This window comes from Thermophagus xiamenensis (assembly GCF_900112795.1).
GTDB classification, from domain to species: Bacteria; Bacteroidota; Bacteroidia; order Bacteroidales; family Marinilabiliaceae; genus Thermophagus; species Thermophagus xiamenensis.
In genome coordinates, this window is sequence record NZ_FONA01000011.1 from 16,380 (window position 1) to 33,558 (window position 17,179).

The following is a 17,179-nucleotide window of genomic DNA, read 5'->3' on the forward strand; positions in this document are numbered from 1 at the left end:
TAAATTGAGCTTATTTTACAGGTTTGAAACCGGATTGAGGTGCCGGTTTCAACCTTATAACCTTAGAAGCCTAAGTTTTTCGCAGAGAAATGAGGGGCTTGAATCGGAAGAATTATTAAAAACTGAAAAAGAAATAGCAATGAGAAATACAATATTATGGTCGTTGTTACTGGTTGCTTTTTTCATCGGATGTGACGATGAAGACCAAGTAATAATGAAATCGGATATTTCTGCTCCTGTTCTTCAGGAATTAAGTGGACAGGGGTATGTTGTGGATGAAAACATGAATGCTGATGATTCGGTTGCCCAGTGGCAATGGACAGCCGTTGATTATGGTTATTCTGCCGCTATTAATTATGCTGTTGAAGTTGACGTGTCTGAGTCATTTGAGAATGCGGTAGAAATAACTTCTGTAAATGGCGATACTACAGCGCTTATAACTGCGGGTATCATTAATGATGCGGCTGCAAACTTTGTCACAGAAACAAGCGAAATTACTTTTTATGTACGAATAAAAGCTTCTATTAATTCTATTTCGTTTGACAGTCCAGTCGAACCCCTATATTCAAACGTAAAGGAATTTACTTTTACCGCCTATGTTGTACCTCCCGAATATCCGGAAACTATGTATATGATAGGAACCGATTTTGGAGGATGGGATTGGAATTCAGAAGAAGTAGTGGAAATGACACCGGTTTATGGTGTTGAAGGAGCCTTTTGGTGTATACGTTATTTCAATGCGGCCAATGGATTTAAGTGGAGTCCGTCAAGAGCCTGGGGTGAAGATTTCTTCATGCTGGATGAAGCTATCGGCTACACTGAATCAGATGGAAATGCTTTTGTCCCGGAAGATGGAATCTATATGGTTTATATCGATATGGCAGCAGGAACTATCACCATTGAACCGGCTCAGGTTTATGGAATAGGCGACTGCTTCGGTAGTTGGGATACAGAAACTTATCCTTTTACTGTTTCGGGCGACAAAATGACTATTACTACCACTGCTACCGGAGAATTAAGGATGTATGCCGGTTCTTCTGCTGCAACAAGCGACTGGTGGACAAGGGAATTTATCATTTTGGATGGTGAAATTGTTTATCGAGGTACAGGACCTGATCAGGAACGAGTGACTGTAGAAGCCGGTAGCGTTATTACTCTTGATTTCAATGCCGGAACCGGAACTATTGAATAATATTTTATAAAAAAATGGGCATCTTCACGCGCTAAGATGCCCATTTTGCTTTTATTTGAATCAAGCTTTCTAAGGCTGTTGACCGATTAAAACCTGCATGACCTAAAATATAACTCTTTTCTTTTTGTTGTACATCATTGGGTTATGTTGTTTCATCATTAAAGAATATTTTCTACGGGAAGTATGTATTTATACTGCATAAGTTGTCGATTTTTTACTGCATGTAGCTTTCTTTTCATCAACCCAAATTGTCTTTATTGCTTTATATGATGATTGTTTGCTGTTTGGGATCTGAATCTTAAAATTAATGATAACGACCTTTTGGGGGCAAAAAACAGTTATTATGAAAAACTTTACCATTCTTATTTTTGTCTTAGGATTATTGTATTGCCAGGGATATAGCCAGGTCGTAACTACCGAACCAGCACTGCCAACAGAGGACGACCAGGTAATTGTTACCTTTTATGCTGATAGAGGAACTGCCGGATTGAAAGATTATGACGGCGATGTGTACGCACATACCGGGGTGATAACCAATGAAAGTACGAGTTCATCAGATTGGAAACATGTAGTTTCTGGCTGGGGAGAGAATATGTCCCAGACAAAGCTAGAGCGTATAGATGCCAACACCTATAAGTTGACCATATCGCCGGATATTCGGACTTATTATGATGTTCCTGAGAACGAAAAAGTCTTGAAGCTGGCCTTTGTTTTTCGCAGTGGCGAGCCGGTGAACGGGTCCTACCTGGAAGGAAAAGATACCGGCAGCAAAGATATTTTTGTGGATGTATATGAACCCAAGCTTACTGCTTTATTGTCTAAACCTGCCGACGGTTCTCTTTTTGAACCCGGTCAGACGATTGAGGTCGAAGGTTATGGACAGGAGGCTGCTGGACTCGAACTGCTTTATGATGGCACGTCCGTAGCTTCAACAGAATCGTCAGAATTGAGTTATTCTTTTGGTGCTCCCACCGACGGTAGTCATCAGCTAATCCTTATCGCCACAAATGATGAGGGGGAAACAGATGCCGACACTGTTGATTTTTATATCCGGGAGCCGGTGGTTGAAGAACCTGTTCCTTCAGGCATGCGAAAAGGAGTTAATATTTTAAATGATAATAGTGTAACATTGGTTCTGCAGGCACCTTTTAAATCATATGTATATGTGTTGGGTGATTTCAATGACTGGGAGCCCCGTCCGGATGCTCAGATGAAAAAAGATGGTGAGCTGTTTTGGTTAACGCTTACCGGCCTGGAACCGGATGTGGAATATGCTTATCAATATTATATTGATGGCGAGATAAAGGTGGCTGACCCTTATACCAATAAGGTTCTTGACCCATGGAACGATCAATATATTCCTGAACGAATTTATCCCAACCTGAAATCTTATCCCGAGGCCGATGGTGCCGATGGTATCGTTTCAGTTTTTACAACCACGCCTGAAGAGTATGAATGGCAAACAGATGATTTTACCCCACCCGAACCTGAAGATCTTATAATCTACGAATTACTCATACGTGATTTTACCGAAAACCAGGATATCAAAACCGTTACAGATACTCTTGATTATCTGCAAAGGCTGGGGGTTAATGCCATTGAGCTGATGCCCTTTAACGAATTTGAAGGTAATGACAGCTGGGGATATAATCCTTCATTCTATTTTGCTACCGATAAAGCCTATGGAACTTTTAATGACTTTAAAAAATTTGTAGATGAGTGCCATGCTCGGGGAATTGCCGTGATAATGGATATGGTTTTAAACCATAGTTACGGCCAGTCGCCTTTGGTGCAGATGTACCTTGAGGATGGTAAACCTGCTGAAAATAATCCATGGTATAACAGGGAACATAACATGCAAAACCCGGACGCACAATGGGGATATGATTTTAACCATGAGAGTCCCTACACTCAAGAGTTGGTTGATAGTATCACCTCTTTCTGGATGAGTGAGCTGAGAGTAGACGGATTTCGCTTCGATTTTACCAAAGGTTTTACCAATACCATTTATGGGCCTACTTCCTGGGCAAGCGATTACGATGCTTCCAGAATATCCATTTTGAAGCGTATGGCTGATGAGATATGGGAACGCAATCCGGATGCCTATGTGATTTTCGAACACCTTTCGGAAAATTCAGAAGAAAAAGTACTTTCCGATCATGGCATTTTACTGTGGGGAAATATGAATTATTCTTTTGGGGAAGCCGTTATGGGCTATCATGAAGACGGTAAATCCGATTTCACATGGGCTTCATATAAACAGAGGGGGTGGAACAATCCCAATGTTGTGGCCTATATGGAAAGTCATGATGAGGAACGTTTGATGTATAAAGCGCAAACTTATGGCAACACATCCGGCAGTTATGATGTAAAAACTTTGGAAAATGCTGCCGACAGGTTTGGAATGGCTGCTGTCTTTTTGATGTCTATCCCCGGTCCGAAGATGATTTGGCAGTTCGGTGAAATGGGGTATGATATAAGTATTGATGATGGGGGTCGCCTGTCTCAGAAACCACCTAAATGGGAATATCTTGATGACCCTGATCGGGAAGATTTGTGGCGAACTTTTGCTAAAATTATTGATTTAAAAAAGAGCTATGATGCATTTTCTACTTCCGATTTCGAATTGGATGTAGACGGAGAAGTTAAGCAAATTTTCCTTGACGGTAGTGATGTGGATATTTGTTTGGTAGGAAATTTTGGATTGGAGCCTGTACCTGTAACGCCTCAATTAAATCAAACAGGATGGTGGTATAATCATTTCAAGGGCGATAGTTTGTTGGTTGGTTCTGAAGGGGTTGAAATAACTCTGAATCCCGGCGATTTTGCTTTTTTAACTTCAACGAAACTTGAAGGATTTGAAAGTGTGACATCCTCAGGCTCAGAGGTAATAGCAGTCGATAATGACATTTATGTTTTCCCTAATCCATTTCTGGATAATTTGTATGTGTCGACAAAAAACGAGCATCGACTGCAGAGAATCGTTATTTATGATATTTCCGGTAGTAAGATAATTACCCGAAACAATCTAAATAAGGAATCTGTAATTAATCTTTCCGGTTTGGCGAATGGTTTATATATTGTTGAGATTGTGGATGATGCAGGAGGGGTTTATAGAGAGAAAATAGTTAAACAATAAAGTAAAATAGAAGAATTTGTATTTTAGCGGGGCTGTTTAAACTCAAAAAACAGTCCCGCTTTGTACTTTATGTAGGTATACGATTAAGATTTGAAAAGAAACTAAAAGAATATTGAGAGTTGGTATTTTGAGGGTGTAAAGTTTTTGGCAGAGAGGATTTTAATTTAGGTTGTTGTCCAAACCCGATAAAAGTAGTTATTTTATGAGTTTGTTATAGAGTCAATGGGTTAAAAAAATCTACATCAGATATTCAAGAATATATTTTTTAAGTTGATTATGGATTTTGAGGATTCGTTTCGGTATAAAGGTTTGCGGCAAAGGCTTGTAAACGAGATTAGGAAAAAAGGCATAACTGATGAGAGGGTATTAGAGGCAATAGGTAAGGTTCCTCGACATCTGTTTATGGATAAATCGTTTGTGAATTTGGCCTATAAAGATCAGGCATTCCCTATAGGCGAGGGGCAAACCATATCTCAGCCGTATACAGTTGCAGTTCAGTCTTCATTATTGAAAGTCAGACCTGGTGAGAAAGTTTTAGAAATAGGGACAGGTTCCGGTTATCAGGCGGCTGTATTGTCGGAAATGGGTGCCAGGGTTTTTTCTGTTGAACGTCAATCTTTGTTATACCAAAAAACAAGTCGATTGTTGAAATCTATTGGTTATCGAAATATTCGATTGTTTTTGGGGGATGGATATGAAGGCCTTCCAAACTTTGCTCCTTTTGATAAAATAATTGTAACCGCTGCAGTTAAAAACGTGCCTGCCGCATTATTGCTTCAACTTAAAACAGAGGGATTATTAGTTGTTCCGTTAGGAGAAGGCTCTCAAACAATGACGCGTATTAAACGTTTAACTGAAGATAACTTCGAACAGGAAACATTCGGTGAATTTGCTTTTGTGCCAATGCTGAAAGGAATTGCTAAATAAATCATAAAATAGCGACGGGAATCGTTTCTGTCTTAATTTAAATATTTCGTCATGTTTGATTAACACTTAAATGAGGAATCCACTTTGTGTTGTGGATGTGGATGCTGTGAAGCTTATATTGGACAATAATATATTATGTAAAAAAATGATAATTTAAATAATTGCAATATGCTGAAGATAGAGTGTCTGGTTTTTAATCCTTTTCAGGAGAATACCTACATAGTTTATACCGAAACGGGAGAAGGAGCGATTGTAGATCCGGGGATGTTATTTGATCATGAGCGGAGCCGATTGGAAGAAAAAATTACAGAGTTAAAAGTAAAACCCCGACTATTACTTCAAACTCATTTACACGTTGATCATGTGCTGGGCATAAGATTCGTATCAGAAAAATACGGACTACAGCCAATGGCGCATGAAGGTGATACTTTTCTTATTGATCAGACGCAAAGTATGGCAGCATCCTTCGGTATGGAAGTAGAAGAAAATCCACCTTTCCCGTCGGTTTTTCTTAAACATGGTGATGAGGTAGAATTGGGTAATGCAAAATTTGAAGTTATACATGTTCCGGGACATTCACCCGGAGGAATAGCTTTTTACTCTGCCGAAGATAAAGTCTTGCTTGCCGGAGATATCTTGTTTAAAGGCAGTGTCGGTCGTTCCGATTTACCGGGGGGCGATCATCAACAACTTATTGATGGCATTAAATCTCGTTTAATGATCTTACCCGATGAGGTAATTGTGTATCCCGGACATGGACCTAAAACAACTATTGGCGATGAAAAAAGGACCAATCCTTTTTTACAATAGAACCTATTTTGACAAAAATCATAGGTCAGAACGTAATAAAATCTTTCTTTTACAGGGAAAAGAAAGCATCTATTGTGGTTAGTTGGATGAACCTAAACGTTTAAAAATGAATCAATTTAAAGACCGGCATATAGGCCCGGATTCCGGGGATGTGGCTTTTATGCTTAAAAAAATCGGCGTTAGTTCTTTGGATGACCTGGTGAATGAGGTTGTTCCGGAAACTATTCGACTAAAGAAAACATTAAATCTTTCGCCGGCTATTTCCGAGCAGGAATATTTAGATCGAATTCGGAATATAGCCTCTAAAAATAAAGTGTTTAAGAGCTACATTGGAATGGGGTATTATAATACCTTTTCACCGCCGGTCATTATTCGCAATGTTTTGGAAAATCCTGTGTGGTATACATCCTATACCCCCTATCAGGCTGAGATTTCTCAAGGTCGTTTGGAAGCGCTTCTGAATTTTCAAACAATGGTATCGGAACTAACGGGTATGCCCCTGGCCAATGCATCGTTGTTGGATGAGGCGACTGCAGCAGCCGAGGCGATGATTATGATGTTTAATACCCGCAGCCGTTCCCAGGTAAAATCAAACGTGGATACCTGTTTGGTGGACCGTCGGATATGGCCCCAAACCAAAGCGGTGTTGGAAACCCGGTCTGCACCTCTGGGGATTAAACTTCAATATGCTTTAGTTGAGGAGGTAAAGTATGACCCTTCAAAGCATTTCGGAGCTATTGTACAGTATCCTGATGCCAATGGAGAATTAACCCAATTTGAAGATTTTGCCAAACAAGTACATCAAGGTGAAGGCAAGATAGCTGTTGCTACCGATTTGCTGGCCCTCACATTAATAACGCCACCCGGCGAATGGGATGCCGATATTGTTTTTGGCTCTTCACAACGTTTTGGAGTGCCTTTGTATTATGGCGGCCCTCATGCTGCCTTTTTTGCAACGAAGGAAGAATTTAAAAGGCATGTTCCGGGGCGAATTATCGGGGTTTCCAAGGATGCCACGGGGCGTCATGCATTAAGAATGGCGTTGCAGACACGAGAACAGCACATAAAACGGGAAAGAGCAACATCCAATATCTGTACAGCTCAGGCCTTACTGGCTATGATGGCCGGTTTTTATGCCGTTTGGCACGGCCCCGATGGGTTAAAGGAAATGGCCGGTAGGATTCACGCACTTGCTGTTAAATTGAACCAGGCCTTGTCAGGTAATGGCTATTTGTCTCTAAATAAGACTTTCTTCGATACAATCAGGGTTAAATTGCCGAAAGAAGTATCGATTAAAGAATTGCAGGAAAATCTTTTGTTAAATGCAATAAATATAAGGTATTTTGAGGATGAGCCTGCGATAGTGGGTATCAGTTTGGATGAGACCACCACCGAAAGTGATGTGCAGAAATTGGTGGATATTTTTGCAGGAATAGCCGGTGAAAATAGTGTTAATATTACCAATATAGAAGATAGCAGTGCCATTCCCTCGGAATTAGTCCGTAAGAGCGCTTTTATGCAGCAGCCGGTATTTGGTCGTTATCGTTCCGAAACTGAGATGATGCGATATATAAAGCGACTGGAAAGAAAAGATATATCGCTTGCTCATTCCATGATTTCCCTGGGATCATGTACAATGAAGTTGAATGCTGCTTCGGAAATGGCATCGCTTACATGGCCAGAGTTTGCGAATATCCATCCGTTTGTACCGAAGGATCAGGCTTTGGGATATCATGAAATGATGGATGAGTTAAAACGTGATTTGACAGAAATTACGGGCTTGTCGGATGTGAGTTTACAACCCAATTCTGGTGCAGCAGGAGAGTATGCCGGTTTAATGGTCATTCGTGCATATCATCAATCGCGCAACCAGGGGCATCGCAATGTAGCGTTAATTCCATCATCGGCTCATGGGACCAATCCTGCCAGTGCCGTTATGGCCGGAATGAAAGTGGTTGTAATAAAGTGTGATGAGAAAGGAAATATTGACGTTCAGGATTTAAAAGAAAAAGCTGAAAAATATAAGGATAATTTAGCCTGCATGATGGTTACTTATCCTTCCACTCATGGGGTTTTTGAAGCTTCTATACGGGAAATTTGTGATATTATTCATCAAAACGGGGGACAGGTATACATGGATGGAGCTAACCTGAATGCTCAGGTTGGACTTACCAGTCCCGGAGCCATTGGTGCCGATGTTTGTCATCTGAACCTTCATAAAACGTTTGCCATACCTCATGGCGGAGGTGGTCCGGGAGTAGGACCTATAGCTGTGGCTTCCCATTTGGTAGAGTTTTTACCCGGTCATAATGTGGTCGATAATGCTCGAAAAGGGATATCGGCTGTGGCAGCAGCACCGTGGGGTAGCCCCGGAATACTTCCGATTACTTATGGTTATATAAAAATGATGGGTCCCGAAGGATTGACACAAGCTTCTAAAATTGCCATACTGAATGCCAATTATCTGGCTTGTGAGTTGAAAGATGATTATGGTGTCTTGTACACCGGCGAGAAGGGTAGGGTAGGTCATGAGCTGATTCTTGAATGCCGGCCATTGAAAGCCAAAACAGGAGTTTCCGAAATTGATATTGCAAAAAGATTGATTGATTTTGGCTATCATGCACCAACGGTTTCATTTCCGGTACATGGAACATTGATGGTAGAGCCTACTGAGAGTGAGTCAAAAGAAGAACTGGACAGGTTTGTGGAAGCACTCAAAACAATTTATGCTGAAATAAAAGAAATAGAAGCAGGTTTGGCAGATCGTGAGGATAATGTTTTAAAAAATGCTCCTCATCCCGACTATGTTGTTGTAAAAGATGATTGGCCACATTCTTACAGTCGGGAAAAAGCGGCATTTCCACTTAAGTGGGTGCAGGAGAATAAATTTTGGCCATCAGTAGCACGTATAGATGATGCATGGGGTGACAGAAATTTAATTTGTACTTGCGATGGCTTCCTTTAAAAGAGTAAGTTCTTTTCTGAATAGTTAATTCCAAAATGAAATGAGCATACCAAAAATCAGATAAAATATCTGATTTTGATATGCTCGTTTTATTTTATTATATAAATCAGGTGAATAGATTCGTTATTGGGGTAGGTTGTTCAGATATTTCCCAATTTCCGGATGATTGTTTTGAATAGCAAAAGTGGCGGCATTGTCACCGTCTACATCTTTTAGGCTGGGATTTGCACCATACTTAATCAATACTTTTACAACTTCCATATTTCCTTCAGAGGCAGCATACATTAGAGGGGTAAAATTCTCTATTTTATCGGTTGCATTGATAGCTGCACCATTGTCTAGTAAATATTTAACCGTTTCAGGAAAAGGACCGGAAGCAGCAAAATGGAGCGTTGTAAGACCTTTATTATCGCTGCGATTAATGGTGGCGCCATTTTTTACCAGTAATTTTACCACTTCTGTATGACCATTAAAGGCAGCCAGCATAAGAGGTGTCTGACCATTTTCGTTGGCTGAGTCGGGATTTGTTTTAGCGATCAGGTGATCTTTTACAATGGATAAATTTCCGTTGAAAGCTGCTTCATGAATAGAAACAGAAGAGATATGAGACTGGGTAGTTGTTTCTTCGGATGTTGCCTTTTCTTGTGTTTTCCCTGTTTTTGTTTTGTTATTGCATCCAAATAAAATAAAACAGAACAATAAAATTGAAGAACAAATTAGTTTCATATAATGATTTTTAGGTAATAAAACAGAGAACAAAGATGGGTATTCCCGTAGAAATATAAAATTTATTTTCCGGCGCTATTTATTTAAAGAACCTGTCATGGATTATTAAAATTTAGTAGAAATAAACTTCTTCCATCGTTTATTCATATAAATATTATCTAAATTATTGGCCGGATGGAACTTAAAATTGGTTTTTAGTGATTTGTCATTAATGTTACCAGCACTGATAGTTATTCACAAATCACTGAAAACTTCTTCTGTCATCTGCCTGTGCACTTTTGCCTCTGCTTTTTTGTTCTTCTTGTGACGAGCTTTCTTGCTCATGTTTGCTCCATACGGCCAGTAACTTATATAAATAATCAACGGATGGTACAACTCAGAGCAAAGATTTGACAATGTTCAAAGCTTCATTATAGTTGGGTTCATGGGTTACTTCCGGAACATATTCTACATATTTAACCAAATTGTTTTGGTCGATAATGACTGTTCCGCGAGCCAAAAGCCTAAATTCTTCCATGACAAATCCATATTTTAGTCCAAAATCCAACTTTCTGTGATCGGATAAAGTTATTATATTGTTTAAGCCTTCGGCAGCACAAAATCTATTTTGAGCGAACGGAAGATCACAGGAAATGGATAATACTACTACATTATCTAATTTTTGGGCTTCCTGGTTGAATCTTCTGTTCTGCGCTGCACAAACACTTGTGTCGATGGATGGGTAAACCGCAATGATCTTCAATTTTCCTTTAAAATCGGAAAGATGTACCGGCTTCAGGTCATTACCTAAAACTTCAAAGTCTGGTGCTTGATCGCCGGGTTTGATAATTGTGCCTACAAGGGTTACCGGGTTTCCCGCAAAAGTGATTTGTGGCGTTGTGTTTTGTGACGTATTCATAGTATTTTCATTTATAGAATTAATAAAAAGTTTCAACACAATTTAGTGAAAAAATCATGAATTGTACATAACAACTCATCCTATGTGTTTATAGAGAATTTTTTATTGTGTTGGTAACGTGAAAGTTATGGTATTGTCTGTATTGGTGTTTTCTGGATGTTAAAACTGTTGCAGTGCAAGTATTATTGCAAAAAAATGAAATTAAAATTGATTATTGCTTTTTGTTCTATCTCTATGTTTTTCTGCGTTTTTCCCGATAAAAAGATTGGACATAAAGATTCGTATTCCGATTCTTTTTTAACAATAATAAAGTTCCCAGAGTTTTTTTGTTGGATGTTTTTATAATTTATTACAAAAAGGGGAGGAAAGCGGTTGTTTTGTCAAAAAGTATTGTTTCATACAAATAAGTCTGTCGAAAATTAAGTGATTGTAAAAAAAATAAAGAGTTTTGTTATAAAACCATCAAAAAAAAGGGGGTAAAGTTAAGCTTTTGTAAAATTAAAGAGTTTTAGGTCTCAAAATTTGGTGGCTGAATAAAACCAGATTATGTTTGCAATGTGATATTAAAAAAGTCACGATGTTTAACTTAAAAATTATCAGTTATGAAAGCAAAAAAGATTTTATCTGTGGTTGCCTTGGCCGTGACCTTGGCTGTAATGGCGACGCCGGTTTCGGCAAAAGGGAAAATTAAGGTGTATCCATACCTTAGAACCGATTTGGCATTGATTACTGCTCTTAATGAAGAGATGAATGATTTTGCCATTGAAATTAGAACTAGCAATGGAGATTTAGTTTATAACAGCGGAAAAGTATCTAACAGTGCTCGATTCAACAAATTGTTTGATTTTTCTGAGTTGAGTGACGGGAAGTATTTTGCTGTTTTGAAAAGTAAGGATAAAACTTTCCTGAAAGATGAATTTATTGTAGAAGATGGCAAAGTGGTTGTTAAGACTTTAGGCGAGGAAGCTGAAGCTCCTTTGGCTAAAGTTTGGACCAAAAGTGACTTTTTATTTGTTAGCTATTTAAATAAGTCATTCGATAGCTATACCCTTAAACTGAAAGACGAAAAAGGGAATGTTTTATTTGAAACCTCTTTGCCTAAAGATTTGACTTATTCAGGAAAATTTGATGTTTCAGCTCTTCCTAACGGTACTTATTATGTAAGTTTAGTCTCTGGAGAAAATGAAAGTAGCTATGCAATCAGAAAGTAAGCAACCAAGCAGCAATGACCACCAGCTGTTAAGCAGCTGTCACCCTTTTCCGGATGTATCTTTGAAGTTTTGAGATGCATCCGGTTTTTTGTTAATTAGCTATGATAAAAAATAGGCTTTAGAAAATCAATTACTTCTTCTCCGACAATATCTAGTCCTTTTTTTGCCGTTTAATAGCATCTTCAATTATTTCTGTTAAAACATCCTGCATTGATAAACCCAATGCCTTAACTTGTTGAGGAATAAAACTGGTAGGTGTCATTCCCGGAGTAGTATTAACCTCCAACAAATATATCTTTTCATCAGTGATGATGTAATCCATTCTGACAATCCCTTTACAATTGAGAATCTCATAAATAAGAGAAGTAATCTTCTGAATTTTACCGGTAAGTTCATCTGAAATACGAGCAGGAGTAATTTCTACCGCTTTTTGAGCATTGTATTTGGCATCAAAATCGAAAAATTCATTTTTGCTGATTACCTCTGTTAAGGGTAAAATCACTTCTCGATCAAGTGTTTTATATATACCACAGGTTACTTCTTTTCCTTCAATATAGGATTCAATTAAGGTTTCGTTTCCTTCTTCAAAAGCTTTGTTGATAGCAGGGGGTAATTGATCCGGCGATTTAACTTTAGAGGTTCCAAAGCTGGAACCTCCGGCATTGGGTTTTACAAAACACGGAAGGCCTATTTTTTCTATAATATCTTCCGGATTGTATTCACGACCTTTGCGGAGAAGCACAGAGTCGGCCACCGCTACCCCAAAACCTTTAAGGTAGGTATTACAAGTAAATTTGTTGAAAGTAATGGCGGCAGGTAAAAGTTCACAAGTGGTGTGAGGTATGCCCATCATTTGCAAATAGCCCTGTAGTAAACCATCTTCGCCAGGTGTTCCATGAATGGTGATATAAAGGCAATCGAAAGCAATTTTTTTACCGTTTTCGACAAAAGTGAAATCATTTCTGTCAATTGGTATTTCTTGGTGGTTGCTTTCCACAACCCATTTGTCTTGAGCAAGAAGAATCGAATAAACGTTGTATTTATTTTCGTCAATGAAAGAGCGAATGCCTTCTGCACTTTTTTTGCTGACAACATATTCTGAAGAATAACCTCCGTATATGATTCCGATATTTTTTTTCATGATTAATTAAATCGGTTTTTGATGTTGGTGGTTTTTATGGGGTAAATGGTTTAAAAAATATAATTAGCACACTAATCAGAATTTCTTCCCACAATATAATTTCTCCATTTTTCTAAAAGAGCTGTCATGTCATCGGGTAAAGGCGAATCAAATTCCATCATTTCCCCGGTTGTAGGATGTTGAAAGCCTAAAGTTTTAGCATGAAGCGCTTGACGAGGAAGTATCGAAAAGCAATTTTTTACAAATTGCCGATATTTAGTGAAGGTCGTTCCCTTTAAAATTTGATTGCCCCCGTAACGTTCATCGTTAAAAAGTGTATGTCCGATATGTTTTAAATGAACTCTAATCTGATGAGTTCTTCCGGTTTCTAACCGACATTCCAATAAAGTTACATAGCCCAGTCGTTCCAAAACTTTGTAATGGGTTACCGCTGGTTTCCCTTGGGTGTCGTCCGGGAAAACGGTCATTTGCTTTCTGTCTCGCGGGTTTCTTCCAATATTTCCCACGATAGTTCCTTCATCCTCTTTTACAATTCCCCATACCAAAGCCTGATAAGTTCGAGATGTGGTTTTATTAAAGAATTGTTGTGCCAAATGCGTTTTAGCATTTTCGGTTTTAGCAACTACCAATAAGCCTGAGGTATCTTTATCGATACGGTGTACCAATCCCGGTCGTGGATCTTTGCTCTGAAACCACGGGTGATCTTTAAGGTGCCATGCCAGGGCGTTTACCAGTGTGCCCGTGTAATTTCCATAACCGGGATGTACCACCATGCCAGGGGGTTTGTTGACTACAATTAACTCGTTATCTTCAAATACAATATCCAGAGGAATATTTTCCGGAACTATTTCAATTTCTCTGGGTGGCCATGACATTTCAATGGTGACTATGTCATCGGGCTTAATTTTGTAATTGGCTTTAACAGATTTTCCGTTAACCAAAACACTGCCGGAAGCGGCTGCTTCTTGTATTTTGTTTCGCGAGGCGTTTTCAATTCTATTAACCAGGAATTTGTCAATTCTTAAAGGTTTTTGGCCTTTGTCAACCACAAAACGGTAATGTTCATACCGTTCTTCGTTGGTCGATTCTTCCCCGTTTTCATCCAATATATCCTCAATGTCATCTGTTTCTTCAAATTCGAAAGGGTCGATATTCATTAGTATATATTTTACTTACTTCATTGATATGTTGTTTCTTAAAAGTAGTCATTAGTTAATCAAAACTAATTACTAATGACTGTTGACTAATGACTAATCACTTCTTCTGCCTTCTGCCTATTCTTTTGTGACAACCCTCTGTTGTCATTCTCGTTTCATAAGGCATAAGTTTTTAAAAGAATTTTTCTTCTTCAGAATCCGGCTTCTCTTCTTCTGAAACGTTGGGCTCAAATGGGTCAGTCTCCCGGAAAATGATTTGTGTTGAATCGGGTAAGATATATGATGAATCGGTCGACAGCCAAATGTCGATAGAGGCACCTAACCTTAAATGGTTGTCAGGCGTACTCTCGGGACGCTGTTTCCATATAAAGGCCAATAGTGAATCTTGTTGCGTAACAACGGTGGTATCATATATGACAGCACCTATGTTAAGTGAAAGATTGTGACAGGTTTCTTTGGCTTCTTCGAGGGAAAGTCCGGTAAGGTCTGGAACAAAAGTAGTTTGATTACTTAGTCCTTTTCCTACTAATAAATCGATGGTAGATCCTTTTTCCAAGGGTGTTCCCGGTTCAATGGGTTTTCCCTGATAGTGTTGTCCTAATACCAGATTAGTGTATTCCGACGGTACATAAATTAATTTCCCGGTTTTAAGTCCGAACGATTCAAGCAGCACACGAGCGTTTCTTACACTGTAGTCCATGAGGTTAGGCATTCGCACTTTTTCTGCTGTCCAGGCATTTATTGTAAAAAATATTTTCCGGTTCTTTTTTATCAAACTTCCTGGACCGGGGGTTTGTTCTATAACAATCCCGGGAGGCAGCGTGTTAATATAAACCGAATCTATGATGTTGTATCTAAGATCGTGCTTTTTTATTAAATGTTTGAATTGTTGTTCGGTTAAACCCGTAAAATCAGGGGTCTTAAAATGCTCCCCATGGCGCGTATAAATACTTAATCCCCAAAAGACAAGTCCAAAGAATAGAAAGCCCAGGATTATAACAATGGCAATATGCTTGGCGAACTTTTTGCTCAAAATAATTTTTACGATTGACATTTTTTTCCTTTTTGAATGCCTTCAAAAATAAAACAAAATCATCAAACAAACAGAACCATTGTAAAGAATCATTTCTAACTTGAAATGCTTTAACATTAAAATGCTCACCTGCTAATTTTTGAAGAGTTAAACCAATGAACTTTTTATTTTGCAAATGCTTCTTCGAGATTGGAATTATGAAATGAAACGAGCATGGCGGCTGTTGCCACAAAAGAACATGTATAAATTTTATTAAGCCATGCGAGTTCCATTAGACCAATGAATTAGATAAATTATATACTAATGAAACGAGCATGGCGGCTGTTGCCACAAAAGGACATGTATAAATTTTATTAAGCCATGCGAGTTCCATTCGGCCTATGAGTTAAATAAATTATATACGAATGAAATATGTAAATTTTATTCAATGAAACCAACATGGCATGAGGCCTTTCCAAAACAAGAAAACAATAACTAAGATAAATTTTTTACGAATGAATAGGATAAACGGAAAACAGGGCTGTTAACCATAGGATACAAAAAAACATGTTTGCGAATTACCACAAACATGCATCATATGAAATTTTAAATATTGTCGTCTGGTTTTCTGATCAATAAAAGTCAACTGATCAGAAGAGGGAGACCATTTAAGCTTTGTGTTTTCTTTCGCTACTTACAGTTAATTTTTTACGTCCTTTAGCACGGCGGGCAGCCAATACCCTGCGGCCGGTAGCAGTTTTCATGCGCGAACGAAAGCCATGCTTATTTCTTCTCTTGCGATTGGATGGTTGATATGTCCTTTTCATTCGTATAAATTTTATTTATGTTATTTGTCGAATAAAACTTGTATGACCTTCAATCTGTTTTCTTCCTTAACGGCTTGGGAGATTTATTGCCATACAGGTTGGTTCAAAGTTTTTTTAAAGACTGGATTGTTGTAAAAATTCTAAACAACCCGCCTGTTAAAAATGATTGGTTTTCTCAAAATTCGGTGTGCAAAAGTACAAGTTTTTTTGTTCTTTCAAAAAAAAAGCCATCAATTTTACAATTTGATAGCTAAAAGTTATTGGAACTACAAAGGTAAATGTACCAGTTTTTTAGTTTCGAAATAGGGTTCTTCAAACCAATCGCTAATTTCAACGACAAAAGCTTTACGGCGGAAGGGTGCTATTTCTGCCTCTAAATTTCCGCCTTTTAAATATAAGATCCCATTTGAGACAGCATTTCTGGGTTTTGATGATATTAAATGTTGGGTTTGTTTGGCAAAATCAGGAAGTTTCGATACGGCGCGGCTAACAATAAAATCAAATTTTCCTTTAAAATCCTCAGACCGGGCTTGAATGGGTTTCACATTAGTGAGTTCAATTTCCCGAATTATTTCATTGACCACCTTAATTTTTTTTCCTACCGAATCGAGTAGCGTGAATTGGACATTGGGAAACATTATGGCTAACGGGATGCCTGGAAAGCCGCCGCCGGTACCTACATCAATAATTTTTGAATGGTCAGTGAAACTCAGAAATTTTGCTATGGCTAGTGAATGTAGTATATGGTGCAAGTATAGGTTGTCGATATCCTTCCTGGAAATTACATTTATCTTGTTATTCCAGATTTTATATAATGGTCCCAAAGCTTCCAATTGCTTTTTTTGCAAAAGAGTTAAATTGGGGAAATATTTCAATATTACATCCATTTCTCGAAATAGTTAATTGTTTTTTCCTTTAATGAAACGAGCATCTCCAGCTTAAACTGGTTACTACAAGAACTTGTATAAATATATAACCATGCAAATTCCAGAGAACCAATGAGTTAGGCGGTTTTATGCTAATGATTGATTCTTAAAATTATTTAAGCTCTATATCAAGAGTTAATAAATAACTATAATATCATAAACAATGCGGAAAAAACTCTAAATTATCTAATTTGCAATAACATCAAAACTAATCCGGCAACCGTCTATAAATTAGCAATATTGTAGCG

13 protein-coding genes are annotated in these 17,179 nt (G+C 38.3%); 6 read left to right on the forward strand and 7 right to left on the reverse strand.

Features of this window, described 5'->3' with window-relative positions; translation table 11 throughout:
* Nucleotides 1-139 precede the first annotated feature (139 nt).
* The 5 genes from BM130_RS07965 (at nt 140) to gcvP (ending at nt 9,033) form a co-directional block, all read left to right on the forward strand.
* Complete coding sequence (locus BM130_RS07965; RefSeq protein ID WP_138956835.1) at nt 140-1,192, forward strand: SusF/SusE family carbohydrate-binding protein; 1,053 nt, start codon at nt 140-142, stop codon at nt 1,190-1,192.
* 343 nt (nt 1,193-1,535) lie between these two features.
* A complete protein-coding gene (locus BM130_RS07970; RefSeq protein WP_010526522.1) occupies nt 1,536-4,331 on the forward strand; it encodes an alpha-amylase family glycosyl hydrolase in 2,796 nt (931 codons plus the stop codon).
* A 276-nt stretch (nt 4,332-4,607) separates the two neighbouring features.
* Nucleotides 4,608-5,258 (forward strand): protein-L-isoaspartate(D-aspartate) O-methyltransferase, encoded by a 651-nt coding sequence (locus tag BM130_RS07975; RefSeq protein ID WP_010526521.1) that lies wholly within the window; start codon nt 4,608-4,610, stop codon nt 5,256-5,258.
* A gap of 168 nt (nt 5,259-5,426) precedes the next feature.
* On the forward strand, nt 5,427-6,068 hold the full coding sequence (locus tag BM130_RS07980) for an MBL fold metallo-hydrolase (RefSeq protein ID WP_010526520.1): 642 nt from the start codon (nt 5,427-5,429) through the stop codon (nt 6,066-6,068).
* A gap of 106 nt (nt 6,069-6,174) precedes the next feature.
* The gene (gcvP, locus tag BM130_RS07985; RefSeq protein ID WP_029626474.1) at nt 6,175-9,033 is read left to right on the forward strand and encodes an aminomethyl-transferring glycine dehydrogenase; all 2,859 of its coding nucleotides are present in this window, start codon (nt 6,175-6,177) and stop codon (nt 9,031-9,033) included.
* 123 nt (nt 9,034-9,156) lie between these two features.
* On the opposite strand, the gene BM130_RS07990 is transcribed toward gcvP, so the two are convergent.
* Nucleotides 9,157-9,759 carry an ankyrin repeat domain-containing protein gene (locus tag BM130_RS07990; protein WP_010526518.1) on the reverse strand — a complete coding sequence of 201 codons (603 nt, stop codon included), beginning with the start codon at nt 9,757-9,759 and terminating at the stop codon, nt 9,157-9,159.
* 376 nt (nt 9,760-10,135) lie between these two features.
* A complete protein-coding gene (gene tpx / locus BM130_RS07995; protein ID WP_010526517.1) occupies nt 10,136-10,657 on the reverse strand; it encodes a thiol peroxidase in 522 nt (173 codons plus the stop codon).
* 602 nt (nt 10,658-11,259) lie between these two features.
* Here tpx and BM130_RS08000 point away from each other — a divergent pair.
* The gene (locus tag BM130_RS08000; RefSeq protein ID WP_010526516.1) at nt 11,260-11,868 is read left to right on the forward strand and encodes a T9SS type A sorting domain-containing protein; all 609 of its coding nucleotides are present in this window, start codon (nt 11,260-11,262) and stop codon (nt 11,866-11,868) included.
* 151 nt (nt 11,869-12,019) lie between these two features.
* Here BM130_RS08000 and BM130_RS08005 read toward each other — a convergent pair whose 3' ends face one another.
* The 5 genes from BM130_RS08005 to rsmG form a co-directional block, all read right to left on the reverse strand.
* On the reverse strand, nt 12,020-13,009 hold the full coding sequence (locus BM130_RS08005; RefSeq protein WP_010526515.1) for a D-alanine--D-alanine ligase: 990 nt from the start codon (nt 13,007-13,009) through the stop codon (nt 12,020-12,022).
* A gap of 71 nt (nt 13,010-13,080) precedes the next feature.
* Nucleotides 13,081-14,166, reverse strand: coding sequence for an RluA family pseudouridine synthase (locus tag BM130_RS08010; RefSeq protein ID WP_010526514.1), 1,086 nt, complete (start codon nt 14,164-14,166; stop codon nt 13,081-13,083).
* Nucleotides 14,167-14,338: 172 nt separating this feature from the next.
* Nucleotides 14,339-15,220, reverse strand: coding sequence for a PASTA domain-containing protein (locus BM130_RS08015; protein WP_010526513.1), 882 nt, complete (start codon nt 15,218-15,220; stop codon nt 14,339-14,341).
* A gap of 626 nt (nt 15,221-15,846) precedes the next feature.
* Nucleotides 15,847-16,005 carry a 50S ribosomal protein L34 gene (gene rpmH / locus BM130_RS08020; protein WP_029626472.1) on the reverse strand — a complete coding sequence of 53 codons (159 nt, stop codon included), beginning with the start codon at nt 16,003-16,005 and terminating at the stop codon, nt 15,847-15,849.
* Between the two features lie 266 nt (nt 16,006-16,271).
* Nucleotides 16,272-16,892: a 16S rRNA (guanine(527)-N(7))-methyltransferase RsmG gene (gene rsmG / locus BM130_RS08030; RefSeq protein WP_010526510.1), complete on the reverse strand. Its 621-nt coding sequence runs from the start codon at nt 16,890-16,892 to the stop codon at nt 16,272-16,274.
* Nucleotides 16,893-17,179: the final 287 nt, after the last annotated feature.

Coding starts and splice junctions, on each gene's coding strand:
- BM130_RS07965 (WP_138956835.1), top strand. CDS start 140: ATGAGAAATACAATATTATGGTCGTTGTTACTGGTTGCTTTTTTCATC.
- BM130_RS07970 (WP_010526522.1), top strand. CDS start 1,536: ATGAAAAACTTTACCATTCTTATTTTTGTCTTAGGATTATTGTATTGC.
- BM130_RS07975 (WP_010526521.1), top strand. CDS start 4,608: ATGGATTTTGAGGATTCGTTTCGGTATAAAGGTTTGCGGCAAAGGCTT.
- BM130_RS07980 (WP_010526520.1), top strand. CDS start 5,427: ATGCTGAAGATAGAGTGTCTGGTTTTTAATCCTTTTCAGGAGAATACC.
- gcvP (WP_029626474.1), top strand. CDS start 6,175: ATGAATCAATTTAAAGACCGGCATATAGGCCCGGATTCCGGGGATGTG.
- BM130_RS07990 (WP_010526518.1), bottom strand. CDS start 9,759: ATGAAACTAATTTGTTCTTCAATTTTATTGTTCTGTTTTATTTTATTT.
- tpx (WP_010526517.1), bottom strand. CDS start 10,657: ATGAATACGTCACAAAACACAACGCCACAAATCACTTTTGCGGGAAAC.
- BM130_RS08000 (WP_010526516.1), top strand. CDS start 11,260: ATGAAAGCAAAAAAGATTTTATCTGTGGTTGCCTTGGCCGTGACCTTG.
- BM130_RS08005 (WP_010526515.1), bottom strand. CDS start 13,009: ATGAAAAAAAATATCGGAATCATATACGGAGGTTATTCTTCAGAATAT.
- BM130_RS08010 (WP_010526514.1), bottom strand. CDS start 14,166: ATGAATATCGACCCTTTCGAATTTGAAGAAACAGATGACATTGAGGAT.
- BM130_RS08015 (WP_010526513.1), bottom strand. CDS start 15,220: ATGTCAATCGTAAAAATTATTTTGAGCAAAAAGTTCGCCAAGCATATT.
- rpmH (WP_029626472.1), bottom strand. CDS start 16,005: ATGAAAAGGACATATCAACCATCCAATCGCAAGAGAAGAAATAAGCAT.
- rsmG (WP_010526510.1), bottom strand. CDS start 16,892: ATGGATGTAATATTGAAATATTTCCCCAATTTAACTCTTTTGCAAAAA.